The sequence below is a fragment of the Natronorubrum texcoconense genome (genome assembly GCF_900100335.1).
Classification (GTDB): Archaea; Halobacteriota; Halobacteria; order Halobacteriales; family Natrialbaceae; genus Natronorubrum; species Natronorubrum texcoconense.
This window is the reverse complement of the sequence record NZ_FNFE01000007.1, coordinates 41,304-66,573: the sequence shown is the minus strand read 5'-3', so window position 1 is coordinate 66,573 and position 25,270 is coordinate 41,304. Positions and strand designations below refer to the sequence as shown.

The window sequence follows — 25,270 nt, the reverse complement described above, 5'->3', positions numbered from 1 at the left end:
ACTCGATCGAACGCCGACTCGAACGCGTGACATCCAAGAGACGGAGAAAATCGTCGGTATTGGAACGTTAGTATCGTCGAATCGGAATCCCCCGGACGAACGTCCACTCGCGTGGTAACATTTACTCGAAGAGTAGCTGTTTCCTGGCCCGAAAACGGACGACGCCTCGCCAAAACACGCTGGATTTATCACGACGGAAAGCCGAGTTCTGGGTGCTATGGGACAAACTCTCACCGAGAAGATTCTCGACGACCACCTCGTCGAGGGCGAACTCGAGACCGGCGAGGAGATCGGGATCGAGATCGACCAGGTACTTACCCAAGACACGACCGGAACGATGGTCTGGCTCCAGTTCGAAGCGATGGGACTGGACGAGGTACAGACCGAGATCGCAGCCCAGTACTGCGACCACCAGACCTACCAGTTCGACTTTAAGAACACCGACGATCACCGTTTCCTCCGCTCTGCGGCCGGCACCTACGGCGCTCATTTCTCTCGCCCCGGTAACGGTATCTGTCACAACGTTCACCGCGAGAACTTCGCCGCCCCCGGCAAGACGCTGCTCGGCTCCGACAGCCACACCCCGACCCCCGGCGGAATCGGCGAACTCGCCATCGGCTCCGGCGGCATCGACGTCACCGTCGCCATGGGCGGCGCACCGTACTACATCGAGATGCCCGAGATCGTCAGCGTCCGTCTCGAGGGCGAACTCCCCGAGTGGGCCACCGCGAAGGACGTCATCTTGGAGCTGCTCCGTCGCCTCTCCGTCAAAGGCGGCGTCGGCAAGATCCTCGAGTACACCGGTCCCGGCGTCGAGTCGCTCACCGCACCCGAGCGGATGACGATCACCAACATGGGAACCGAACTCGGCGCGACGACGTCGATCTTCCCAACCGACCACCAGACCGAAGATTACCTCGAGCGCGTCGGCCGCGGCGACGAGTACGTCGAACTCCAGCCCGACGACGACGCCGAGTACGACGACGAGATCGTCGTCGACCTCTCGGACCTCGAGCCGCTGATCGCACAGCCCTCGATGCCCGACAAGGTCGTCCCCGTCAGCGAAGTCGAAGGCGAATCCGTCGAGCAGGTCATCGTCGGCTCCTGTACGAACGGCGGCTACGAGGACATCCTCCCCGTCGCCAAGATGCTCGAGGGTCGCGAGACCTCGATGGAGACCGAGACGATCGTCGCGCCCGGCTCCAAGCAGGCCTCCGAGATGCTCGCCCGCGAGGGCTGGGTCGCGGAGATGATGGCCGCTGGCGTCAACTTCTCCGAGGCCACCTGTGGTGCGTGTATCGGCATCGGTCACGTTCCGGCTTCGGACTCCGTCTCGCTGCGAACCTTCAACCGCAACTTCGAGGGTCGCTCCGGGATCGAAGACGACAACGTCTACCTCTGTTCGCCGGAGGTCGCGGCCGCGGCCGCGCTCAAGGGCGAGATCATCGATCCACGGAACCTCGCCGACGAACTCGGCGACCTCGAGGCCCCCGGCGTCGAGCTTCCCGACGAGTACGACGGCTCCAAGACGGACCTCATCGCCCCCGACGAGGCCGTCGACGACGAACTCATCAAGGGTCCGAACATCGGCGACGTCCCGCTGAAAGACCAGCTCGGCTCCGAAATCAAGGGCGAAGCGCTGCTCAAGATGGAGGACAACATCACGACCGACCACATCATCCCTGCAACCCAGGACATCCTGATGTACCGGTCGAACGTCCCCAAACTGAGCGAGTTCACGCTCTCGCGCGTCGACGACACCTTCGCACAGCGCGCGCTGGACGCCGACGGCGGCTTCCTCGTCGCCGGCGAGAACTACGGCCAGGGCTCCTCGCGTGAGCACGCCGCCCTCTGTCCGATGTATCTGGGCATCGAAGGCGTCCTCGCACAGAGCTTCGCCCGGATCCACCGCGCGAACCTCTTTAACTTCGGGATCGTCCCGCTGACGATCGACGAGGACACCTACGACGCGATCGATCAGGGCGACGAGATCGAGATCGACGACGACGTCTACGACGCCGTCACCAGCGGTCAGGAGGAGTTCACGGTCCTCGTCAACGGCGACGAGTACACCGCGACGCTGGACGCCTCCGAACGCGAACGTGCAATCCTCGCGGCCGGTGGCAAGCTCTCCTGGACGAAAGACCAGGCCGAAGGCGGCAGCGCCGGAACTCCCGCTGACGACTGATCGACTCGCTGCAGCGAGCGACACCGGTTCGATTTTTTGTTGTCCGCGAGAACTCGATAGCCGATGATATTTATTTATCGCCCGTAAGAGTCGGCTATGGACGCTTCATCGCGTGACTTCCTCGTCGAACTGCTCGAGACGCCCTCCCCGTCGGGCTACGAAACGCGCGGTCAGCGCGTCTGGCTGGACTACGTCGAACAGTTTGCGGACGACGTGCGAACGGATGCCTACGGGAACGCTATCGCCGTTCACGAAGGGGATCCAGACGCGCCCGAAGTGGTCCTCACCGGACACGCTGACGAGATCGGGTTCATCGTCAGATCGATCGACGACGACGGCTTCGTCAGGCCGGGCCGCATCGGCGGCAGCGATCCGTCGGTCTCGCAGGGTCAACACGTGACGATTCACGCCGCGGACGGTCCCGTCGAGGGCGTCGTCGGCCAGACGGCGATCCACCTCCGGGAGGAGGACGGCGACGGACCCGAGATCTCCGACCTCTGGATCGATATCGGGGCCGAAGACGAGGAGGAAGCGAGCGAGCGCCTCGCAGTCGGCGATCCGATCACGTTCTCGTCGACGGTCTCCTGGCTCTCGGAGACGCGGCTGGCCGCCCGCGGGCTCGACAACCGCGTCGGGACGTGGGCTGCCGCCGAAGGATTTCGGTCGGCCGTCGAAGCCGGCACCGAGGCGACCGTCTACGCCGTCTCGACCGTCCAGGAGGAAGTCGGGATCAAGGGGGCCCAGATGGTCGGCTTCGACTTGGAGCCCGACGCCGTCGTCGTCGTCGACGTCGGTCACGCGGTCGACTACCCCTCGGCACCGAAAGAGAAGACGAGTCAGATGGAACTCGGCGAGGGGCCGGCGCTGGGACGCGGGAGTACGAACCACCCGGTGCTCTTCGAGGCGCTGCGGTCGGTCGCCGACGACCGCGAGATCGCCGTGCAGGTCGAAGCGCTCGGGCTCGGAACGGGAACCGACGCCGACGGCTTCTTTACGGCGGCCGGCGGCATCCCCTCGCAGGTCGTCAGCGTGCCTAACCGGTACATGCACACCCCCGTGGAGCTGATCGACACCGAGGACCTCGAGGAGATCGCGGCCCTCCTCGGCGCGTTCGCGAGCGACGCACACGAGTTCGCGCCGTTCGCCGTCGATATCTGATACGGTTTGCTGTACCGATGTACCGGTGGGTTCGCAAGACGGTCGCGGTCCCACTGGAAATGACTTACAGCAAACAGTATGACTCTCGGCGCTCGCACGCGAACTGGTGTCTCGTCCGAACCGGTACCGACAGCCGATCTCGGGTCCGAACCGGTACCGACAGCCGATCTCGGGTCCGAACCGGTACCGACAGCCGATCTCGGGTCCGAACCGGTACCGACATCCGAACAGAGCCGATAGCTCGAGCGAATGCCGACCCGGGGACACGAAAACGAGGGCTACCGACGACTGTTCGACCGCGACGGCCTGACCTTCGGCGCGGGCTTTCCGCTCACGGGCGCGAATCGCTCGACGCCGGACGTCGCCGAAGAGATTCGGCTCGCGAAACACGCGGAAGCCGTCGGTTTCGACGGCCTCTGGGCGCGCGACGTGCCGACCTACTGGCCCAAATTTGGCGATGCCGGCCAAACGTTCGACACCTGGCCGTGGCTCTCCCACGTCGCCGCCCACACCGACGAGATCGCGCTGGGGACCTCGAGCGTCGTGCTTACGCTCCGTCATCCGATCCACGTCGCAAAATCGGCCGCGACGGTCGATCAGCTCTCGGGCGGCCGACTCGTCCTGGGCGTCGCCTCCGGCGACCGCGACCCCGAGTACCCTGCTTTTGACGTCGACCGCGAGGAGCGCGGCCGGGCGTTTCGCGAGCGGTACGAGGCGATCCGAACCGTCTGGCGCGAGGAGTACCCGACTATCGAGGGCGAGTGGGGGCGACTCGAGGGCGACCTCGAGGTGGTGCCGAACCCCGTCGAGGAGACGATCCCGCTCCTCCCGACCGGCAACTCGCGGCAGTCCGACGAGTGGATCGCCGAGCACGGCGACGGCTGGCTGTTCTACCACCTTCCCGAACGCACGCTCGAGAGCTACCTCGCGGACTGGCGGGAGCGGACGGACGAGAAGCCGTTCTCGATCGCCGTCCGGGTCGAGTTGGCCGACGAGCCGACGGCTGAGCCCGAACCGCTACATCTGGGCTTTCACGCGGGGATCGAGTGGTTTCGGGACTACTTCCGACGGCTCGAGGAGTACGGGCTCGATCACGCGATCGTCGGGATCCAGAACGACGATCGGGAGGCGGCGCTGGCGACGTTCGCCGACGAGATTATCGACGGCCTGTAACGCACTCGAACTCGTCCGTTCACCTCGGATTCAGGAATCGCTCCAGACGCCCTCGACGCGCCCGCTGTACCCGTCGCCGACGAACTCGAGCGTCGCCCCGCTCCGGGTTCCTGGCTTTCCGTCCGGCGGTTGGGTCGCCGACGACGCCGATTCGGATTCCGATTTCACGAGTCGAAGTTCGAACGATGCATCGTCGGTCTCGAGCGGCTCCGCGAGCGCGACGTCGATCCGATCCGCCGTCCGGCGTTCGATCTCGGCCTCGCGTTCGGTGCCGTCGACCACGACCGTCGTCGACAGCGACTTCGCGTCGTCGAACCGATGCGAGGAGCCCGCCTCGAGGTCAGTGTAATCGAACCGAAGCGCCTCGAGCGCGACGCCGCCGGTGTCGAGATTCGACAGGGTCCATCGGTGTTCGACGGTGTCGTCGTCGACTCGACGCAGCGCCAGCGCCGCCTCCTCGACGACGAATCCGGGTCGTTCGAGGGTGAGTTTCGGTCCGGTCTCGCTCGACCCCTCGCCGTCGATAGCGACCGCAATCGGCACCGTGATCGTTCGCTCTCTCGCTCGCGTGGCGGCGTCCAACGTCAGTTCGACGACCACGTTCGCGAGTCGATCACCGGGCTGGAGTCGGTCGTTCGAGCCGTCTCCGACGACGAGTCGGCCGTCGTCGGTCGTCGTGGCGTCCGTCGCGTTCAGTCGAAACGCGTCGGCGGCGAGCGTGACGGAGACGGGTTCGGAACGCCCGTTCACGACGTCGAACGTGACTGGCGGACGCTGGACCTCGCCGTCGAACAGGTCGCCGTGGGCCTCGACCCCATCGTCGGTCAACTCGAGGACCGCGCTCTCGCCGTCGACCGCCGACTCGCCGGATCCGTCGCTGGACCAGTACGAGGCCGCGAGCGTCCCCGCAGTGAGCACGCCGATCGAGCCGCCGATGGTCGCGACGATCGTTCGTCGTGTTCGATTCATGGCCATCTTAGCCCGACGGCGTCCCCAGCCGTCGCTATTTCCGAATCCCCCATTCGATCAACTATCTGGCGTCCCATCAAATAATTGTATCGAACGCGTAGAGTTTCGCCGGCCGTTACCGCTCGTCCGTCGCGCGGTCGCGCAACCGTCGCTTCTGGCGGCGCTCGGTTACGTGATCGAGTCCGTCGGCCAGTTCGTCCCTGACCGCGGCTTCGAAGTCGTCGACCTCATCGAGGAACTCGGTCGAGAACTCTTCGACGAGTTCGAACGTCCACTGGTCGCTGATCGCCCCTGCGGGGAGGTGCTCGTCGCGAAGATCGTCCGCCCACTCGTCGTGACCGGCCTCGCGGAGGGCATCCTCGGCGCTGCTCATCCGATCCATTGCGTGGCCGAGATCGTGGTGGAACTCGAGGAGGGTCCCGTACGCCCGGTGGATGTGCTCGATGCCCAGCTGCAGTTCGTGGAGGGCCTGCTCCTCGGCGTCGGTCAACTCGAGATCGTCGGGGTCAGTTGTCATAGGCCTGCGACCACGAACGCGACAAAAGACGTTTCAGGCTCGGCAACGGCTGCCGATTCTCGAATCCGATACTCGACCCGAAACGCTATGGTTCCCTGACTATCTAGATTCCGTGAACGCGATGGCGATACTCGACGACCTCTCGGGCTACGAGTTCGAGGACCTGATGGAGGACGTGTTCCGCCACTTGGGCTACGAGAACGTCCGCCAATCGAGGCGGACGGCCGACGAGGGGCGGGATATTCTGATGGAGGAGGTCGTCGACGGGAGCCGACGTGCGGTCGTCGTCGAGTGCAAACACACGGAGACCGTCAGCCGTCCGGTTATCCAGAAGCTCCACTCGGCGGTCACGACCTACGACTACGACGGGCCCGTCCGGGGGATGGTGGTGACGACTGGACGCTTCACTGCTCCCGCCCGAGAGTACGCACAGGACCTCGGTGCCAGACGGGACGGCGGGATGGAACTGCTCGACGGCGCGGACCTTCGGGAGATCGGCGAGGAGATCGGCATGGACCTCTACAACGGCCGGATCGAGATCCTCTGTGAGGAGGCCCTCCGGCCGACCAACCCGACCTGCGGGCGGGACGCGCCGGTCTTCGAAGCGTCCCGTGAGATCGAGAACCTCGAGCCCGCGATGATCCCGACGCCGGAGACGACCGTCTCGCTCGAGCCGATGGTGACCGTCCACACGAGAACGAACGCGACGTTCGAGACGAGCGTCGGCATCGTCCACCAGGTCGACGAGTCCGACGACCTCGTGATCCGCGCCGAGGGCGACACGCCGCGGATCGAGACCGGCGACGTCAAGGAACTGGTCGCGAACCCGTCGGCCCCCCGCATCGACCTCGAGGATCGAAATCTCGAGGAAACCTTCGACGGCGTCGAACGGCGGCGATTCGGCCGGACCGAGACGACCTACAAACAGTGGGCGATCGATCGGCTCCAGCAGGTCCACACCACGACGGTCCAGTACACGGGCGGCAACAACGTCGACTACGAGAAGACCTGTACCCCGAGACCGTCGGATATCTCGATCTGGTCGATCGACCCGGTCTACGTGCCCCACGTTCGCTCGCGCGTCTCGCTGGGCGAGTACGAGTATCGGTACGGCCACTACGCCGCGGGTCCCTCGAGAGCGACCACGACGAACGAGTTTCGCCAGTGCGTCCACTGCGGCGCCGACGGCGCGAACGAGACCTACACCTATTGTACCAACTGCGGGAGCATCAACTGCGACGACCACATCGAGACGGAGCGACTCGTGGGCGAACCGGTCTGTACTGGCTGCGCCGTGACCGAGCGGTTCGCGTTCGATACCAAGTACTTCTACGATCAGGAGAACCTCGAGGCCTTCCGCGAGGAGTACGCCGAGATGCCGATCCACGAGAAGGCAAAGGAGAACGTGAGACTGGCCGCGGGCACCGTCCTCTGTCTGCTGTTTGCGGCGTTCTTGGTCGTCCTCTCGCTCGGTCTCGTGTAAATTCGCCCGACGAGGAGAACTTCCCACGCGTCACTTCGGACCGATCGGTCCACGTGCGGTGGCGCGCGCTGGGCCGTGGTGAGCCAGGGGGCGAACCACGGCACAAAATCGTGCGAGGGATGAGCGAATAGTGCGGGACCTCCGGTCCCGCATACCATGCGAACGGGCGCTTCGCGCCCGTGAGCAGACGAAGTGAGCGAATCGGCTGGGGAGGACGTGGCACTCATCGCCGCCAGCGTCAGCAGAACGCTCGACTCGCCATGTCCGTCGGAAAGAGAGCAATACAGTCGTTCAGCTGAGCTGAGATGAGAACTCGAGTGCGAACGCCTCGACTTCGTCCCAGTCCGTATACTCGTAGTCCCGTGACGTATCGGTATCGCCGCTCGCCTTTCCCGCGATTCGACGCATCACGAACCGTTTTACCAGTCCGTACTCGCTGTACTTGAGCGCGCCCGCCACGGTGAGCGTCCCGTCCGGCTCCCAGCCCGTCTCCTCGAGAAACGCCTCGAGCAACTCCCGTGCGGGTTCTCGCTCGACCGGATCCGCGTTCGCCGCCGTCAGACTCACCGAGAAAAAGGCTGACGGCTTCCGGTTCAGGGTCTCGCGGTGGTCGCGAACGAACTCGGCGACGTACCCCTGATGGGAGCCGGCGTGGATCGACGCGCCGACGATCACGCCGTCGTACGCAGCCACGTCGAGCCCCGACGGAGGATGTTTTAAGTGAATCAGCACTGGCTCGTGGCCCGCAGAGTCGAGGACGTCACCCACTCGTTCGGCGATCGTGGCCGTCTGGCCCTCGCTCGAGCCGTAGGCGACGAGCACGCGGGTCATCGGTGACCGCCTCGAGCGGCCGCGGATTCGGGGTCGAACAGAGACATCTCGAGTCCCTGTTCGACGATGTGGGTATTGAGCGTTGTACCTGAACTGACCCGCTCGAGTCGGTCACTTGGTGGGCGTAGTGAACGGAGCTCTGTTGCTGAGGTGTTGGTGAGGACGAACGTGTTGCTATCGCTGGCGGCGATGAGTACCACATCCTCCCCAGCCGATTCGCTCGCTCCGGGGTCGCTCGCTCATCCCTCGCACATCTTCGAGCCGCGGTTCACTGTTGGTTCACCGCGGCTCAGTGCGCGCCACCGCACGTGGCTCGGTCAGTCGAGTGGTAACGCCTCAGCCTGCACTTTTTGTTTCTCGGGCGTCCACCGAGAAGCAGTCGCTCGGTCGACCCGTATCGAGCCGTCTCTGAACGATTTACGCGAATTGCTCCTCGAGCAGCGCCCGCGAGGAGTTTCCGACGATCAACGCCGCACTGAGAACCAACGCAAGAGTGGTCACCACCGGACTCAACAGGCCCGCAAGCGCGACGGGGATCACGATCGCGTTGTAGGCGAGCGCCAACCCGAGATTCTGCATTACGCGCCTGCGAGCGCCGCGGGCCAGCGCGAAGGCGCGTTCGACCGCGGCGAGATCGTCCTCGACGATCGCGAGATCGGCCGCGTCGGCGGCCAGCGCCGTCCCGCCGCCGAGCGAGAGCCCCAGATCCGCCGCGGCGAGCGCGGGCGCGTCGTTCGTCCCGTCGCCGACCATCGCGACGCAGCCGTCCTCGCGCAGTCGCCGGATCGCGGCCGTCTTTCCCGTCGGCGGGACGCTCGAGAAGACGCGACTCACCCCGGTCTGGTCCCGAAAACGGGCCGTCGCTGATTCGTCGTCGCCGGTGAGGACCACGACGTCGACGCCGCGGGCGTCGAGCGCGGACACCACGTCTTCCCACTCCGCTCGCGGTTCGTCACCCACGACGACGAGGCCCTCCGCGCGTCCGTCCCGACCGACGATCACGGGGAGGTGGCCGTCCGCTCGCACGTCGTCGATTCGGCGCTCGAGATCGGCCTCGAACTCGCACCCCGCCACCCGAACGAAGTCGGGGTGACCGACGACCAGCCGCTGGCCGTCGACGACCCCCTCGACGCCGGTCGCGTGGCGCTGGAACTCCTTCACCGATTTCTCTTCCGGGCCGTCACCCGTCTCACTCGGTCCCTCGTCGGCGATTCCGCCGTCCGTTCGCGCTCGCTCGTTTCCGCCATCGGTTCGTGCCTGTTCGTTCCCGCCATCCGCTCGAGTCTGGTCGCTCCCGCCCTCGTCGATCCCGTCGGCGAAGGCGTCCGCGATCGCCGCCGCAGCCGGGTGTGCCGCGCGTCGTTCGAGCGTCCCGGCAGCCCGTAACAGCTCGTCAGGCCCCTCGGCCTCGAGCACGGTCATCTCGCCGGTCGTGAGCGTCCCCGTCTTGTCGAAGACGACGCAGTCGACCTCGCGCAGCCGTTCGAAGACGCTCTCGTCGAAGACGACGATGCCGGACTCGAGGGCGTCGCGGATGCTCGAGGCGATCGAACACGGCGTGGCGAGCGCGAGCGCCCACGGACTCGCGACGACGACTGTGAGAAGAACGGCCGACGCGACGGCCGGCCCGCTCGATCCCAGCAGGACGGCCGCGAGACCGACGACGACGGCGGCAACGACGACGAGCGGGAGGGCGATTCCGGCGAGTTCGTCTGCCCGGCGCTGGACGCCGTGGTCCGCGCTTTGGAGGTTCCAGACGGTTCGGGTTAACCGCTCGATGCTGCTCGCGGTCCGGTCGCCGACGTCGACGACCGCGGCGTCGCCCGTCACGACCGAGCCGCCGATCACCTCGTCCCCCGCGGCTTTCGAAATCGGGAGGGATTCGCCGGTGACGACCGCCTCGTCGACGGTACACTCGCCCTCGGCGACGCGGCCGTCGACCGGGATCCGTTCGCCGGCGCGGACGAGCAGGCGGTCGTCGGCCGCGACGTCCGCCACCGGAATCGCTCGCGTCGTTCCGTCGGACTCGAGGATGCGGGCCGTATCGACCTGCGAAACCGTGAGATCGGTGAGTCGGTTCAGCGCCGCTCGTTTGACGGTCTCTTCGTAGAAGACGGCGGCCATCACCGTCGCGGCGACGAGGATCGTCAGGTCGTAGTAGACCTCGGGTCGCCCCTCGAAAAAAGAGAGCGTCCCGTAACAGAAGGCGGCCACGATCGTCAGCGCGGCGAGCAACTGCGTGCTCGGCTGCCGGAGTTTCAAACTCACGTAGGCCCCGCGAAGCAACGGCATCCCGGTCAGGTAGAGGACGGCCGCGGTCAGCACGAAGAAGACGGGCAGGAACAGCATCCCGTCGAAACTCGCGAACGTTTCGCCGTACTGAGCGAACAGCCAGTACTCCGTGTATCGGGAGAGATAGACGGGGTAGAACACCGTCACGTACGGCACCAGCAGGAACGAGCCGAAGACGATCCCGACGATGTAGCGGATCTCGAGGACGTCCTCCGAGCGTCGTTTGCGCATCCCCCGCATCTCGCGGGATCGGCGGGTGGTACTCGTGTCGTTACTCCGTCCCCCGGAAACAACGGACCCGCCGTCGTCCCCACCCGCGGCCTCCTCGCGACGGTACGCGGTGTACCCCGTTCTGCTCAGCGCATCCTCGAGTTCCGCCGCCGACACCCGATCGGGATCGTGATCGACCTGCACCGTCTCCGTCACGTAACTTGCCGCCGCGTCCGCGACGCCCTCGCACCGCTCGGCGATCGACTCGAGGTAGGACTCACACAGCGTCGAGTGCATGCCGTCGACCCGGAAGAACGCGCGCACGTGCTCGGCGGAAGTCGTCTCCGTGGACGCCGCCTCCGCGGTGTTGCTCCCGCTCTCGACCGAGTGTCCCTCGGCAATATGGTCGTCGCCGTGGGGGCAGCCGAGTTCCGCGGCGACCTCGCGACAGCCGCTCGAGCAGAACGGGCCCTCGGGCTCCGGTTCAGAATCCGGATCGATATCCGGCTCCGAATCCGTATCCGGATTCACAGCCGCCTCCGACGCCGACTCGTCCGTGGGTTCGGAACACGCCGCTCCACAGAGGCGACAGCGATCCCGCGCCGATTCCTGATCACTCGCCACACGAACGCTCCGCCGCCGAGTACCATAACGGTGGTCGCAGCGCTCGTCAGCTTCGCTCGACGAAGGTGCCGTTCTCGCCGACCGCGACCCCTCGAGCGCCGTCGATCGAGACCCCCAGCAGCGGGCCGGACGCGTCGACGTCGAACCGCTCCCAGTCCCCGGTCGGGCCGGCCCGTTCGTACACTGCGTCGTCGGTACACACCGTGACGCGTTCGTCGTGGCGGGCGATTCCAGACGCTGCCCGGTCGGCGACGCGCTCGGGCGTCCACGTCGGGCCGTCGTAGCGGTGGACGACGCCGTCGTCCGCGGCCACCAGACACTCGCCCTCTCCCGTCGTCGCGACGTCGGTGAGCGTCCCGTCGGCTCCCTCGAGTCCCACCCGCTCGAACGACTCGCCGCCGTCGGTCGTCTCGAAGACGCCGTCGTTGGTGTCACAGCAGTAGCCGACGCCGTCCTCGAGGAGCGCGACGCCGCTCAGACTTGAGCCGCTGCCGGGTTTCTCTGGGCCGGTCCACTCGAGGGCGTCGCCGCGGTACCGCCCGCGGAGGACGGCTCCGGAGCCGTTGATCAGGAGGATCGTCTCCGCGCCGCTCTCGCCGGCGACGGCGACGCCCAGCCAGTTGTCGGTGATATCATCGGGGGCCGTGTAGTCCACGTGGCGGCCGGTCTCGTCGTCGATTCGTCCCAGCGAGCCGCTGTCGCCCGCGACCCAGACCGCGCCGCCGTCGCTCGTCGTGTCGACCCCTCGGAGGTCGTTGCCGCCGGCGGTGGGACCGTCCTCGAGGAGAACGCGCCACTCGTCTCCGTCGCCGTTTTCTCCGTTTCCGCCGGTATCGGCGCTTTTGCCGTTTCCGCCGGTATCGGCGCTTTCGCCGTTTCCGCCGCTTTCTCCGTTCCCGCTATCAGCGAGGACCGTGCCGCCGTCACCGACCGCGTAGCCGCCGCTGCTCGAAACGGTCGCGTCACGCAGCGTCGCATCCGTTGGAACGTCGACGGCGTTCCACTCGGGCTGGGTCTCCGCCGATGCTCCCGTCGACTCGTCGACTGTCGACTGGTCTCGAGTGGTGCCGGCCTCCGTTGGCTCCTCGTCGACTGCCGCGTCGCTCCTCGCTGGTTCGGCAGCGTCTCCGTTCACGGAATCGGCGTGCTCGAGCGCCGCCCCACCGGCTTCGTCGCCGCCCGACCCTGCCGTGGAGCGTCGCTCGACTGTCGTGTTCGGTTCCGTTCCGGCCGTCTCGCTCGAAGAGGCGTCCGCAGCGGCGTCCGGCGTGTTTGCCGTAGACTCGTTCGTCGTCGTTTCTTGTGCCGATGCTCGAGCGCCGGCGTGTTCCGACTCGCCCGACTGACCGCTCTCGGCGACGCTCCCGCTCTCACGCTCGTCGCCGCTCGAGGAACTGCTCCCGTCGCTCGAGTCCGCAACTGACGCCGAATCCTCTCGCGGGCGCGCCCGCCCGTGCCGGAGATAGAGCGCGATCGGCGGGACGAGATAGGACGCGATCGCGAGCGCGGCGAACCAGCGGTGGACGATGGTCAGCGTCCCGAACGCGGTCAACCCGGCCGTCGCGACGGCGTGAATCCACGTCTTCGTGTAGTTGCGAAAGAACCGAACGAAGCCGTTCGCGTCAGCGGATGCGTCGTGTGTGGTCATCGGGTGGCGTTGTGGCTCTCCCGAGTGATTCGGACTCGAGACGGGAGACGAAACTCGTGGCTCGAGTGTATCGGATCCCCGGGCAAAAGCTCATTGCAGGCACACCCACTCGGGCGAACGGAGCGGCTGACTCAGTGCCCGTATCGCCGTTCCGTCCCGACCGTGACGGTGAGCACGCCGTTGTTGTAGACGGCCTCGCGGTCGTCGGTGAACTCCTCCAGGCGGACCGGCGGGGAGACGACCCGCTCGAAGGTGGTGTCTTCCTGTTCGATTCGGAGGTAGACGCGCGTCGAACTGGCGGTGACCGTAATGTCGTCGACGGGGGCCGGAAGTGCATCGACGACGACGGTCAGCCGCCCGGTCGATCGGTCGTGGACCGCTCGAGTCGGAAACTGCGTTGTCGTGTGCGTGGCGGAGGGCATGCAGCCACGTATCGAAGGCAGACGGAAGTCGACCCGCGTGCACAGATATCGGTTTGATAGGTGGCCGTTCTCGCCGCCGCTCAGAGGTACCCCAGATCCGCCAGCCGTTCTTTGGTCCCCTCGCGCATCTCCACCGTACCCGTCGCGTCGGCGTCCTCGAGCGGTTCGAACTGCTCCTCGAGCCGACGCTGGAGCGTCCGAACCTGCTCGGGCTCCTCGGCCGCGATATCGTCGCGCTCGTTCGGATCGGTCGTGACGTCGTGGAGGCGCTCGAAGCCGTCGTCGCCGCGGACGTACTTGTACTCCCGCGTCCGAACCGCGCGAAGCCGACGGTCGTACTCGCGGACGCGGTCGGGGATGTCGCCGAAACGGGCCTCGAGGCGCTCGATCGAGGGCTGCGGGGCGACGTACTCGGCGAAGACGGCGTCCCGCGGCGGCGCCGTCGAATCGGGGTGGAGCGAGCGACTCGAGCCCTGCTCGAGCAGTTCGGGGTCGTCGATGCCTGCGGTCTCGAGCAGCGTGGCGGGGAGGTCGAGCAACTGGACGAGGTCGTCGCGTTCGCCGCCGTCGGTGAAGGGGCCGCCGTGGAACACGAGCGGGACGTTGATCAGGGTGTCGTAGAGGTTGTACTGGTGACCGAAGAAACCGTGCTCGCCGATGTGTTCGCCGTGGTCGCCGCAGACGACGAAGAGGGTGTCCTCCCACTCGCCGCTCTCCTCGAGCGCGGTCCGGAGTTGGCCGAGCTGATCGTCGACGTAAGCGAGTTCGGCCCGGTAGAGTCCGCGGAGGAGGGCGAAGTCGCGGTCGGTGAGCTCGTAGTCCTCGCAGTCGAACGCGCGGGGGTCCTGTCGGATCGCGGCCGCCTCCTCGTAGCTCGCGCCCTCGGGGAGGAATCGTTCGGCGTACTCCCGCGGCGGGTCGTACTCGACGTGGGGTTCGATGAAGTTACAGAACAGGAAGAACGGATCGTCGGCGTCGCGCTCGGCGAGCCAGTTCGCGACCCAGGTCGTCGATCGGTCGGAGCCGTCGTCGCCGGCCGGCTGGAGCACTTCGCTGTAGAGGATGTTCGCCGCGTTGACCACCGGGTTGCCGTCGAAGAGTCGATTTCGGGTCGCGTCGAGCTTTTCGCGAAGGTCCTCGCCGCGGACGACGGCCCCCATGTCCGCGTCGGACTGGATGTACTGCCAGCCCTTTCGGAGTTCGTCGAAGCCCCGATCGAAGCCGAACTCCTCGGTGATCCAGGTGTTGTTCGAGACGCCGATCGTTTCGTATCCGGAATCGGCGAACGATTCGGCGAGGGTTCGCAACCCCTCGTCGAGGTAGGTGTGACCGCCGTGGGTCCCGTGTTCGGAGGAGTAGGTGCCGGTAAACATCGACGCGTGGGAGGGGAGCGTCCACGGCGCCGTCGCGAAGGCGTTGGTGAAGGCGGTTCCCTCGTCTGCGAGGCGAGTCAACGTCGGGCTCGTCTTCGGCCCGCTGCTCTTCGCTCGAGCGGTGTCGAGAACGACCAGAACGACGTTCCGCACGGTGGAATGTGACTCCGAGTCACGCTCGTTACTCGAGGCCGCATCGGATTCGGTAGAGTCCGCCATGGTTGGTACAGCTCCGCCCCTCGCAGGGAAGGTCACCGCCCCGGAGTATGCAGGTGGTTCACGATATTGGAATGTATCCATATCCTCGATATTCGCCGTCGAGACCCGATCTCGCGGCTGTTGCAGTCCGAACGCTTACTCGGCTCGTTCCCATACACCACGGCCATGGTCTCACCCAACATCGTTCTCGTCCACTGCCACGATCTGGGGACGTACGCGGGCTGTTACGGTGCGGCCGTCGACACGCCGAACATCGACGCCCTCGCCGACGACGGCGTCCGGTTCGATCGCCACTTCGTGACGGCTCCACAGTGTTCGCCCAGCCGATCGAGTCTCATGACCGGCCGTCATCCCCACCAGAACGGGATGCTCGGGTTGGCCCACGGGAACTGGGAGCTCGGTCCCGACGAGCGACTGTTGCCCGAACTGCTGGCGGAGGCCGGCTACGAAACGCACCTGTTCGGCCTCCAGCATCTCACCGAATATCCGGACCGGCTCGGCTACGATCGAATCCACAGCGACGAGCCGCTGACGGCGGACGCACCGCCCTCGGTCCACGAGACGGCCCGCGCTCGAGACGTCGCCGACGACGTCGCCGGGATGCTCGAGGCGGGCGACCACGACGACCCCTTCTTCGCCTCGGTCGGCTTCTTCGAGCTCCACCGAGTCGAGGAGAACGGCGGCTTCGGCTTCGAGGGCGACCGCTACGAGACGCCGGATCCCGACGCGGTCGAACCGCTCGAGTTCCTCCCCGATCGACCCGGCATCCGGTCGGATATCGCCGAGATGCAGGGGATGCTCGGCGCGATCGACGACGGCGTCGGGCGAATCTGCGAGGCCGTAGACGAGGCGGGTCTCACCGAGGACACCCTCGTTGTCTTCACGACCGAACACGGGCTGGCGATGCCGCGAGCGAAGGGAACCTGCTTCGACGCCGGCATCGAGGGCGCTCTTCTGATGCGCCAGCCCGGCGTCCTCGAGTCCGGTCGGGTCGTCGACGACCTCGTGAGCAACGTCGACGTCTTCGCGACGCTGCTCGAGGTCGCGGGGGCGTCGATGCCCGATCCGAACCGGCTCGCCGGCCGGAGTTTCGCGCCGCTACTGCGCGACGGCGAATCCGCGTACGAGTCGCGCGACCGACTCTTCGCCGGGATGACCTGGCACGATCGGTACAACCCGATCCGGGCGATCCGCACGGAGCGCTGGAAGTACATCCGGAACTTCTGGCACTTACCCGCGGTCTACATGACGACGGATATCTACGCCAGCGAGGCCGGCCGCGAGGTCCAAGAGGAGTACTACGGCGAGCAGCGAGCGTACGAGGAACTGTACGATCTGGAGGCCGACCCGCTCGAGCAGGAGAACCTCGCGGACGACGAACCCGACGACCCGGCCGTCGAGGCCGTTCGCGACCGGCTCCGCGACGAGTTACTCGACTGGATGGCCGAGACCGACGATCCCCTGCTCGAGGGACCGGTCCTGCCCAACGACTGGGAGACGGTCCATCCGCGACGCGAAGACGACCGGGAGGCGACGCGGAACTGACGCGGACGGGCCACGGCCTGGGCCGGCGCTCGAGGTACCCGAAAGCCGATCGATGGCCGGGACACCCGAAGACCGGCCAACGACCGGGACACCCAAAAGCCGGCCGGCGAGCGGGGCAGCCGAGCGTCGGCTGACGACCGGATTAATACCCCCGCGATCGAAGCTACGGCACGAATGACCGACGTCGTGAGTCTGGGCAGCGCTAACGTCGACCGGACCCGGTACCTGCCGGCCGACCGAATCCGCGACCTCGAGACACGATACGACTGGTTTCCGGCGGCCGGCGAGACCGTTCGGATCGACTGCAGCCCCGACCTGCCGACCCTCGAGGCCGAACGCTACGAGAACGTCGTCGGCGGCAAGGGTGCAAATCAGGCGGTTGCGGCGGCTCGCGCCGGCGCCGAGGCCGCGTTCTTCGGCTGCGTCGGGGCCGACGAGGCCGAGTTCGGCGTGCTCGAGACGCTCGCCGACCGCGGCGTCGACGTCGACCACGTGGCGATCGTCGCCGATCGCGAGACGGGCAAAGCGTACGTGTTCGTCGACGACGCCGGCGAGTCGTGGATCGCGATCGTCGGCGGGGCGAACGACGCGGTCGACGGGGCGTACGTCGACCGCCACGTCGAACGGATTCGGACGGCTGACGCGGTCCTCTTGCAGAACGAGATTCCCGTCACCGCGGCGGATCGGCTGCTCGAGCGCCTCGAGGACGAGCCCACCCGTCCGACGGTGGTGTTCAACCCGGCTCCGGCCGAGGGAGCCGGACCGCTCTGTTCGCGTTCGGCCGTCGATATCGTCGTCGTCAACGAAACCGAGCACGCGGCGCTCGAGGAGGAACTCGCGGCGTTCGACGGGACGATGGTCCGAACGCAGGGAGCCGACGACGTCGTCGCGACCGGTGCCGTCGAATATCAGGTCACGCCGCCCGTCGTCGAACCGGTCGACACGACCGGTGCGGGCGACGCCTTCTGTGGCTACCTCGCAGCGCTGGTGGGTGCGGGAGCGGGGCTCGAGCGAGCGCTCGAGGCTGCGACCGTCGCTGGCTCGCTGGCGACCGAGGCGGAAGGCGTCCAGCACGCGATTCCAGACCGCGAGACGGTCGAGAAAGTCCTCGAACGTAGGCCCGGGGACGGTTGACCGTCAACATCGGCGTCACCGACGGCGCCCCGTTCTCTCACGCGACGGAGTCCTCGCTCGGTTTCGCCTCGGGTCCGTCGAGAGATCGCTCGAGCGACTCGGTCACGATCTCCCGAAACCGCTCGTAGTCGGCCTCGAGGGCGACCGAGCCGTTCGGCTGCTCACCCCTCACGTCGTTCCGATCGCAGACCAGCGCTCCGCGAGCGATGTCGGAGTCGATTCCGACCTCCATCGGATAGCGCTCGGTCTCCAGTACGCCGTCGTCGACGATGGCCGCGATCACGAGGGCATCGTGAATCGCGGCCGATTCGATCCCGTACTGCTCGAGTTGCTCGTCGCCGTAGTAGGTGAGCCACTCGCGGACGGCCCGTCCCAGCGAGTCGTCTCGCGGAAGCGACTCGATTTCCGCCGGCGGAACGGCGGCGTCGGCCGTGACGTCGAGGCCGACGAGCGTGGGCGAACAGTCCCGAACGACCCGGTGGGCGGCGTGGGGATCGGTGTGGAAGTTGGCCTCGGCCAGCGGCGTCACGTTGCCCGAACTGAACGCGGCCCCGCCCATGACGACGAGTTCGTCGAGCAGGTCGGGCAAGTCCGGTTCCATCGCGTGTGCGAGCGCGACGTTCGTCAGCGGCCCGATCGCGGCGAGCGTCAGCTCTCCCGCGTGCGCTCGAGCCTGCTCGACGATGAACTGCGCGGCGTGGACGTCCACGGGCCGGCTCGCAGCCGTCGGCGTCGGCAAGTCGCCGCGGATCCCGCCCTCGCCGTGGATGTGTTCGGCCGTCCGGAGCGGGACGGTCAGCGGTCGATCGGCGCCCTTCGCGACGGGCACGTCCGTGCGATCGACGAGTTCGAGAATCGACCTGGCGTTCTCGGTCGTCTCCGAAACCGGCGCGTTGCCGTGGACGGTGGTCAGTCCGACGACCTCGAGATCGGCGCGCTCGAGGGCGGTTAGTATGGCCACGGCGTCGTCGCAGCCGGGATCCGTATCGACCAGCAGTGGGCGGCTCATGGGGACTCTCGGAACCTGACGGGCATAAAACGCCGGGGAGAGACTGCCGACCGAAACCGCCGCTTGCGAGGTATTCGTTCCCGTCGACTGGCAACTCCCACCCGGGCTTATTCCCGTCCGGAAAGACGACGCGAACGAGCATGGCAAACGATGCAGACGAGATCGACGATCCGACGGAAGAGCTGCCGTCGACCGCCGGCCAGTTCGCGGAGCGCCACCCCGAGGTCTGGGACGCTTACGCCGACCTTGGCGAAGCCTGTTCCGCGGCCGGTCCCGTCGACGACGAGACGAAGCGACTCGTCAAACTCGGCCTCGCAGTCGCCGCCCAGTCCGAAGGGGCCGTCCACTCGCACGTCCGTCGTGGACTCGAGGAGGGCCACGACCCCGAGGCGCTCGAGCAGGTCGCCGTCCTCGCGATTCCGACAGTCGGCTTCCCGCAGGCGATGGCCGCCCTGAGCTGGATTAGGGATGTCACCGACGAGGAGGCGGAGCGATAGCACATCACCTCGAGTGCGATGGCAGGCTGGCGCCGTTCGACGCGCCTAACACGCTGGCGTCCATCCGTCGAGCCGATGCCGACGCGCGCCTTCCGGATCGCCTACGACGGAACCGGCTACTACGGCTTTCAGCGCCAGCCCGACGTACCCACCGTCGAGGATGCGGTATTCGACGCCCTGCGCGGTCTCGGAGCTCTCGCCTCGGACGCCGACAAACCCGACGGCTACGCCGCGGCGGGCCGGACCGACGCCGGCGTCTCCGCGCTCGCCCAGACGGTGGCGCTCGCGGTCCCGGAGTGGCTCACGCCGCGGGCGTTCAACGCCGAACTCCCCGCCGATATTCGGGCGTGGGCGGCCGGTGACGCGTCCGAGGCTTTTCACGCGACCCACGATGCAGCCAGTCGGACGTACACGTACCACCTGTATGCGCCGCCGAATCTAGCCGACGCCGGCGATACGGCCGGAATCGCGGGCGAACACGCCGTCGACGACGCTCGGTTCCGCGCCGCCTGCGAGGCGCTCTCGGGCAGTCACGATTTCCACAACCTCACGCCGGACGACCACAACACCGAGCGCGCGCCGACGCTCGAGGCGTCCCGCGACGGCGACTATCTCGTCGTGACGGTCACCGCGAGCGGCTTCGCCCGCGAACTCGTCCGGCGGCTCGTCTCGCTGGCCCGCGACGTCGCCACCGGGGCGGAGCCGCTCGCGAAGATCGACCGCACGTTCGGTTCCGACCCGCTGCCGGGTCACGAGGGAATCGCGCCCGCGCCTCCCGAACCGCTCGTGTTGGCCGCGGTCGACTACCCCGACCTCGAGTTCGCGGTGGACGAGGAGGCGGCTGCGAGCGCTCGAGCGATCTTCGAGCGGCGACGGATCGACCGCCGGACGGGTTCGCGCGTGGCGGGGCAGATCGCCGACGGCGTCCGATGAGTCGACGACCGACGGTACCCGGTCCCTTGACGAGCCTTTTTGTGTCGAGGAAGACACCTCGGAGCATGGAACTCTCACCGGAAGAGTACGGCGCGTACTGGCGGGCGTCGCTGCACGTTTCCGCGGGCATCGTTATCGTCTATCTGGGCTATCAGGTCGCCTCGCCGCTGCTCGCCTACTCCAACGTCGGCGCGGTCGGTATCGGGATCTTCCTGTTCGTCGCGCTCGTCGTCGCCGGCTGTTTCATCGCGATGCTCGGCGTCGCTCGGACCGTTCGAACCGCCGTCGACGCCGAGATGCGGGGGTGAAACGAGACGACCGACTCGAGCGGTGAACAGAGATTTATCCATCCGGATCCTCGAGTCGAGCATGAGCGAGTCCGTCCAGTCCCCCGAAGACGAGGTTCGAGAAGCGGTGTCGCTGTTCCTCCAGCGAAACTTCCCCCAGATTCAGGCCCACGGCGGCGACTCCTCGATCACCGACGTCGATCTCGAGGAGGGCCACGTCGAGATCAACTTAAGCGGCGCCTGCAGCGGCTGTGGCGTCAGTCCGATGACGACGCAGGCGATCCAGCGGCGGCTCCCGAGCGAGATCGACGCGATCGACTACGTCTCGGTGACCACCGGCTTCGACGGGCTGAGTGAGGGGACGTCTCGGGACATTTCGGACGACGTCCCCTTCTAGGGATGATCTCTCGCGGCGAGTCGCTCCTTTTTAGCTCCCGCCGACGCCGTTGGCCGCCGGCAACGTAAACGAGAACGTCGATCCCTGATCTGGCTCGGAGTCGACCCAGATCTCGCCGCCGTGGCGCTCGACGATCCGCCGACACAGCGCCAACCCGATACCGGTTCCGGCGTGAGTCTCGCGGCTGTGGAGCCGCTGAAAGACCTCGAAGATTCGATCCGTCTCATCGGGGTCGATGCCGATCCCTTCGTCACGAATCGACACGATCCACTGGTCTCCGCTTCGTTCGGCCGAGATCTCGACCTGCGGAATGTCCTCGCTGTACTCGATCGCGTTGATGATGAGGTTCTGGAACACCTGTCGGAGTTGGCTGGCGTCTCCCTCGACGGTCGGTAGCTCCGTCGCGGTGATCTCGGTGCTGGTTTCGGCGATCCGCCGCTCGAGATCCAATAGAACGTCGTCGAGCACGGCGTCCAGATCGACCCGCTCGAACGGGTCGCCGCGGGTTTCGACCCGCGAGTAGGCGAGCAGCCCGTCGATCATGTCCCGCATCCGTTCGGCGCCGTCGACGGCGTAGCCGATGAACTCCTCGCCGTCGTCGTCGAACTCGTCGCCGTAGCGGCGCTCGAGCAACTGGAGGTAGCTCGAGACCATCCGCAGCGGCTCCTGGAGGTCGTGGCTGGCGGCGTACGCGAACTGCTCTAAGCGCCTGGTCTCCGCCTGTAACTCGTCGATGTACTCCTGGCGCTCGAAGTGAAAGCGAACGAGCGTCGCGAGCGTCTCGATGAGTTCGCGTTCCTCCTCGAGAAACGGTTCCGCGTCGGGTTCAGGCGTGCTCGCGGCGGTCCCGATCTCGATCGTGATCGGCGTCCCGGTGTCCGTCCTGGTGCGAGCGCTGATCGTCGGCAATATCCGATCGAACCCGTCGGTGGCTGCGACGTGCTGGCCGACCGAGACGCGTGCACCGGTCCGTTCGGGATACTTGAAGAACTGTGGAAGCTCCGTGACGAACTCGCGAAGCAGGGTCTCGATCGGCTGGTCACCGGTCTCGAGCAGATCCGTCGCGAGGCGGACGGCGGCGAGCTCTTTCTCCCGTTCCTGCAGTTCCCGCTTTCGGCGGTCCGCCAGCTTTTTCAGATCGGTGATATCCGTCGCAGTGACGAGGGCCCGCTCCGGCGAGCCTCCGTCGTCGGTGATCGGCGTCGCGTTCACCGACAGCCACGTTCGCCGTTCCGTCGCGGGAGACAGCAGGATCTCCTGATCGTACACCGGCGCTCCCCGCTCGAAAACGCGGCTCGCCGGGCGGCGTTCCACCGGGAGAAACTCCCCGTTCGCATCGAACATCTCGCGCTGACCCGCGCTGTACCCCGACATTTCGCTCGCCGGAACCGAGAGCAGTTCGGCCATCCGTTCGTTCGCTCGGCTCGTCGAACCGTCGGAGTTCACCACGGCAATGCCGACCGGGCTCGTCTCCAGGATCCGTTCGGTCAGATCCCGCTCGCGACGCAGCTGTCGTTCGCGCTCCCGTCGCTCGGTCATATCGCGCGTGATCTTCGCGTACCCCTGTATCTCGGCGTCGTCGTCTCGGATCGCGGTAATCGTTACCCTCGCCCAGAATCGCGAGCCGTCGGCCCGAACGCGCCAGCCTTCGTCCTCGATGGACCCCTCCTCCCTCGCTCGTGCGAGCTGGCGCTCCGGGACCTCGTTCGCTCGATCCTCGTCGGTGTAAAACACCGACACGTGCTCGCCGAGAATCTGTGACGAGTCGTAGCCCGCGATCCGTTCGCCACCCTCGTTCCAGCTCGCGAGCCGTCCGTCCGGGTCGAGGGTGAAGATCGCGTACTCCTCGACGGCGTCGATCAACGATCGAAACCGCCGTTCGCTCTCCCGTCGGGCTCGTTCCGACTCCTTCCGGTCGGTGATGTCGTAGTACAGTTCGACTCGACCACCCGCGTACCGACCCGACTCGATCGGCTTGCTCCGGTGCTCGAGCCAGCGCTCCTCGCGGTCGGGGCCGGCGGTGATGTGACACTCGAACTGCTCGACGTACGTGTTGTCGTCGTAGGTCGCTCGCACGGTCTCCGCGAACGCGTCAGGATCGGCGAACCGGTCCCGGATCGTCTCTTCGATGACCGTCTTCTTGTCCCGGCCGACGACGTCGTCCCGGCTCAGGCCGAAGTACCGTTCGATCGTCTCGTCGATCCATACGATGTCGAACGCCTCGTCCAGGATGAACACGCCGACGTCGGCGTCGTCGATGACGCTCGTGATCGATTCGTACCGCTCCCAGATGGATTCGCTCCGGCCGCCCGCGCCGGTCCGGTCGTCGACCTCGCTGACGACGCCGACGATCCCCTCGAACGTGCCGTCCTCGACGAGTCGACTCCACTGTAGCTCGCATCGGACACGGTCGCCCTCGACCGTCTCTATCACGACCTCCTGTGTCGTATCGTCGCCGTCGCTCTCGAGTCGCGATCGAAGCGCTCGCTCGAGGCGTTCGGTATCCGTTTCGCGGACGACGAGCGAGACGTGTGCGCCCAGCAGGTCGTCGCGGGCGTACCCCGTCCGGTCGACGATGCCGTCGGTGACCGCGACGAACCGCCCCTCGGCGTCGAGTTGGAAGACGCCGTCCTCGAGGGTGTCGGCGAGTGTCCGGTACTCGCGGGACGGCCCCTCCTCGACCGTCCGCGAGTTCGACCCTACGCGCTCTCCCGGATCGCTCATACCGTCTCCAATCGATAGCTGTAGTTAAATCTCCTGCCGGTCTCGGCGATTCACGGAGTCGTTCCCGTCGGCTCCCGTCTTTCAACGCCGGAGTTCACGTTGGCTCGCGAGCCGTCTCTCACTCCCACCCGTCCGGCCAAACCTCTGCGGCCCGCATCCCCGGCTCGTACTCCTGTTCTCGTAGTTGCTCGCGTAACTCGCCGGCCTCGACTCGCGGCACGTCCGTCCGCGTCAGTTCGCGAACCAGCAGCGCCGTCAGCATGGCGTGCTCGCGGAGGTTCCGCGGATCGACCTTGTCTCGCGTGTCCGCGCTCGTGTGTCCCCAGCCGCGGCCCCGTTCGGAGCCCTCCGGCGGCTCGCTGTGCAGTTGGAGTGCGGGTGCTCCCGCCCGCAGGAACGGCCAGTGATCGCTGAACGGGTGCGGATCCGACTCGTGGACGACCGGCTGGCCCGCCGCGTCCGTCACTTCTTCAGCCAGTTCCGCGATCGGCTCGGAGCCGTGGGAGTACGCCTTCAGGTTCCGAAACCGGCCCGCGCCGTCGACGTTGAGGACCGCGCGGATCGACTCGAGGTCGAGTTCGTCGGCCATCGCCTCGGCACCCAGCAATCCGATCTCCTCGCAGCCGACGCCGGCGATCCGGACCCGACAGTCGAGGTCACCCTCGATCGCCGACAGGATCGACGTCGCGGCGGCGACGGTCGAGATACCGCAGCCGTTGTCCAGTGCCCCCTCGGTGATGTCGTGGGCGTCGTAGTGGGCGACGACGAGGACCTCCTCGTCCGTGTCGGGGCCAAGCGTCCCGTGGACGTTCTGACTCGAGCCGTCCTGCGTCGAGGCGTCGACGCGAAGCCGCCCTCGAGCCCCCCTGTCGGCGTACTCGGTCAGCCAGTCGTGGGTCTCGGCGCTGACGCCGACGCCGGGAACTGCGGCCTCGCTGTCGAACTTCAGCGCCCCCGTCGGCGGTAGCTGTCCTTGCACGTGATTCGCGAAGACGAACGCCTTCGCGCCCGCCGCGACCGCGTGACCGAACTTCTCCATCCGGTGGACGAACCGCTGGCCCGACGGCGTCGTCGTACTCGCGACGGCGATCGCCCCCTGGAGATCGACGTCCTCGAGTTCCGTCGGCGTCCCGTAGCCGACGTCGACTAACGGTCCCTCAACGTCGCCCGCCGGGGCGTACGGGAGTGCGATCGCCTCGAACGAGCGGTCGACGCCCGTGGATCCCGACTCAGGGCTGTCACGCTGCGGATCCGAATCGGTTCCCGAATCCCCGCTCCCGCCGGTCGTCGTCTCGCTTCCCAGCACGGCGAACTCCGTGGAGCCTCGTTCCCAGTACTGCATGGGAAACTCCTGGAACTCGACGTCCTCGAGTCCGGCGTCGGTCAGCTCCTCGCGAACGATCTCTGCGGCGCGGCGTTCGCCCGGCGAACCCCCCATCCGGTGGGGGAGTTCGGTCAATCGTGTCAGCAGTTCCCAGCCCCGGTCGTCGCTCCAGGCACGACCGAGCGCGCGCTCGAGTCGCTCGTCGATGATTGCCTCGTCGTCCATAGCCGGCTATTCGCGCTCGAGCGGCATATTTTGCTGGTCGGATTCGGCCGGGATTGGTCGCGCGAGACGGAGACCGTTCGACTACCGT

The 25,270-nt window shown here is 66.8% G+C and carries 20 protein-coding genes; 10 read left to right on the top strand and 10 right to left on the bottom strand.

Features of this window, described 5'->3' with window-relative positions:
• Window positions 1-217 precede the first annotated feature (217 nt).
• From BLT08_RS18385 to BLT08_RS18375, 3 genes are all read left to right on the top strand, one after another.
• Complete coding sequence (locus BLT08_RS18385) at window positions 218-2,188, top strand: aconitate hydratase (RefSeq protein WP_090310892.1); 1,971 nt, start codon at window positions 218-220, stop codon at window positions 2,186-2,188.
• A gap of 96 nt (window positions 2,189-2,284) precedes the next feature.
• Window positions 2,285-3,346 carry a zinc-binding metallopeptidase family protein gene (locus BLT08_RS18380; RefSeq protein ID WP_090310890.1) on the top strand — a complete coding sequence of 354 codons (1,062 nt, stop codon included), beginning with the start codon at window positions 2,285-2,287 and terminating at the stop codon, window positions 3,344-3,346.
• 249 nt (window positions 3,347-3,595) lie between these two features.
• Complete coding sequence (locus tag BLT08_RS18375) at window positions 3,596-4,519, top strand: LLM class oxidoreductase (protein WP_090310887.1); 924 nt, start codon at window positions 3,596-3,598, stop codon at window positions 4,517-4,519.
• A 30-nt stretch (window positions 4,520-4,549) separates the two neighbouring features.
• Here the strand turns inward: BLT08_RS18375 and BLT08_RS18370 are convergent, their stop codons facing one another.
• Together BLT08_RS18370 and BLT08_RS18365 are read right to left on the bottom strand one after the other, a co-directional pair.
• On the bottom strand, window positions 4,550-5,488 hold the full coding sequence (locus tag BLT08_RS18370; protein ID WP_090311343.1) for a hypothetical protein: 939 nt from the start codon (window positions 5,486-5,488) through the stop codon (window positions 4,550-4,552).
• Between the two features lie 115 nt (window positions 5,489-5,603).
• Window positions 5,604-6,005: a hypothetical protein gene (locus BLT08_RS18365; protein WP_090310885.1), complete on the bottom strand. Its 402-nt coding sequence runs from the start codon at window positions 6,003-6,005 to the stop codon at window positions 5,604-5,606.
• Between the two features lie 121 nt (window positions 6,006-6,126).
• On the opposite strand from BLT08_RS18365, the gene BLT08_RS18360 reads away from it, so the two are divergent.
• Window positions 6,127-7,488, top strand: coding sequence for a restriction endonuclease (locus tag BLT08_RS18360; protein WP_090311341.1), 1,362 nt, complete (start codon window positions 6,127-6,129; stop codon window positions 7,486-7,488).
• A gap of 291 nt (window positions 7,489-7,779) precedes the next feature.
• Here BLT08_RS18360 and BLT08_RS18355 read toward each other — a convergent pair whose 3' ends face one another.
• From BLT08_RS18355 to BLT08_RS18335, 5 genes are all read right to left on the bottom strand, one after another.
• Window positions 7,780-8,319 carry a flavodoxin domain-containing protein gene (locus tag BLT08_RS18355; RefSeq protein WP_090310884.1) on the bottom strand — a complete coding sequence of 180 codons (540 nt, stop codon included), beginning with the start codon at window positions 8,317-8,319 and terminating at the stop codon, window positions 7,780-7,782.
• A 417-nt stretch (window positions 8,320-8,736) separates the two neighbouring features.
• A complete protein-coding gene (locus tag BLT08_RS18350; protein WP_090310883.1) occupies window positions 8,737-11,445 on the bottom strand; it encodes a heavy metal translocating P-type ATPase in 2,709 nt (902 codons plus the stop codon).
• Between the two features lie 46 nt (window positions 11,446-11,491).
• The gene (locus BLT08_RS18345; protein WP_090310881.1) at window positions 11,492-13,093 is read right to left on the bottom strand and encodes a hypothetical protein; all 1,602 of its coding nucleotides are present in this window, start codon (window positions 13,091-13,093) and stop codon (window positions 11,492-11,494) included.
• A gap of 131 nt (window positions 13,094-13,224) precedes the next feature.
• Complete coding sequence (locus tag BLT08_RS18340; protein WP_090310878.1) at window positions 13,225-13,515, bottom strand: Hsp20/alpha crystallin family protein; 291 nt, start codon at window positions 13,513-13,515, stop codon at window positions 13,225-13,227.
• Between the two features lie 80 nt (window positions 13,516-13,595).
• Window positions 13,596-15,107, bottom strand: coding sequence for a sulfatase family protein (locus BLT08_RS18335; protein ID WP_175529377.1), 1,512 nt, complete (start codon window positions 15,105-15,107; stop codon window positions 13,596-13,598).
• 165 nt (window positions 15,108-15,272) lie between these two features.
• On the opposite strand from BLT08_RS18335, the gene BLT08_RS18330 reads away from it, so the two are divergent.
• Both BLT08_RS18330 and BLT08_RS18325 read left to right on the top strand, forming a co-directional pair.
• Complete coding sequence (locus BLT08_RS18330) at window positions 15,273-16,652, top strand: sulfatase family protein (RefSeq protein WP_090310874.1); 1,380 nt, start codon at window positions 15,273-15,275, stop codon at window positions 16,650-16,652.
• Window positions 16,653-16,826: 174 nt separating this feature from the next.
• Window positions 16,827-17,786: a PfkB family carbohydrate kinase gene (locus BLT08_RS18325; RefSeq protein WP_090310872.1), complete on the top strand. Its 960-nt coding sequence runs from the start codon at window positions 16,827-16,829 to the stop codon at window positions 17,784-17,786.
• Window positions 17,787-17,823: 37 nt separating this feature from the next.
• Here BLT08_RS18325 and BLT08_RS18320 read toward each other — a convergent pair whose 3' ends face one another.
• The gene (locus BLT08_RS18320) at window positions 17,824-18,795 is read right to left on the bottom strand and encodes a nucleoside hydrolase (RefSeq protein ID WP_090310870.1); all 972 of its coding nucleotides are present in this window, start codon (window positions 18,793-18,795) and stop codon (window positions 17,824-17,826) included.
• Window positions 18,796-18,935: 140 nt separating this feature from the next.
• On the opposite strand from BLT08_RS18320, the gene BLT08_RS18315 reads away from it, so the two are divergent.
• The 4 genes from BLT08_RS18315 (at window position 18,936) to BLT08_RS18300 (ending at window position 20,909) form a co-directional block, all read left to right on the top strand.
• Window positions 18,936-19,292 carry a carboxymuconolactone decarboxylase family protein gene (locus BLT08_RS18315; RefSeq protein WP_090310868.1) on the top strand — a complete coding sequence of 119 codons (357 nt, stop codon included), beginning with the start codon at window positions 18,936-18,938 and terminating at the stop codon, window positions 19,290-19,292.
• 75 nt (window positions 19,293-19,367) lie between these two features.
• Window positions 19,368-20,225, top strand: coding sequence for a tRNA pseudouridine(38-40) synthase TruA (gene truA / locus BLT08_RS18310; protein ID WP_090310866.1), 858 nt, complete (start codon window positions 19,368-19,370; stop codon window positions 20,223-20,225).
• A gap of 65 nt (window positions 20,226-20,290) precedes the next feature.
• Window positions 20,291-20,533 (top strand): hypothetical protein, encoded by a 243-nt coding sequence (locus tag BLT08_RS18305; RefSeq protein ID WP_090310865.1) that lies wholly within the window; start codon window positions 20,291-20,293, stop codon window positions 20,531-20,533.
• 61 nt (window positions 20,534-20,594) lie between these two features.
• Window positions 20,595-20,909: a NifU family protein gene (locus BLT08_RS18300; protein ID WP_090310863.1), complete on the top strand. Its 315-nt coding sequence runs from the start codon at window positions 20,595-20,597 to the stop codon at window positions 20,907-20,909.
• A 30-nt stretch (window positions 20,910-20,939) separates the two neighbouring features.
• On the opposite strand, the gene BLT08_RS18295 is transcribed toward BLT08_RS18300, so the two are convergent.
• On the bottom strand, window positions 20,940-23,633 hold the full coding sequence (locus BLT08_RS18295) for a PAS domain S-box protein (protein WP_090310861.1): 2,694 nt from the start codon (window positions 23,631-23,633) through the stop codon (window positions 20,940-20,942).
• A 118-nt stretch (window positions 23,634-23,751) separates the two neighbouring features.
• On the bottom strand, window positions 23,752-25,182 hold the full coding sequence (locus tag BLT08_RS18290; protein WP_090310859.1) for a M28 family peptidase: 1,431 nt from the start codon (window positions 25,180-25,182) through the stop codon (window positions 23,752-23,754).
• Window positions 25,183-25,270: the final 88 nt, after the last annotated feature.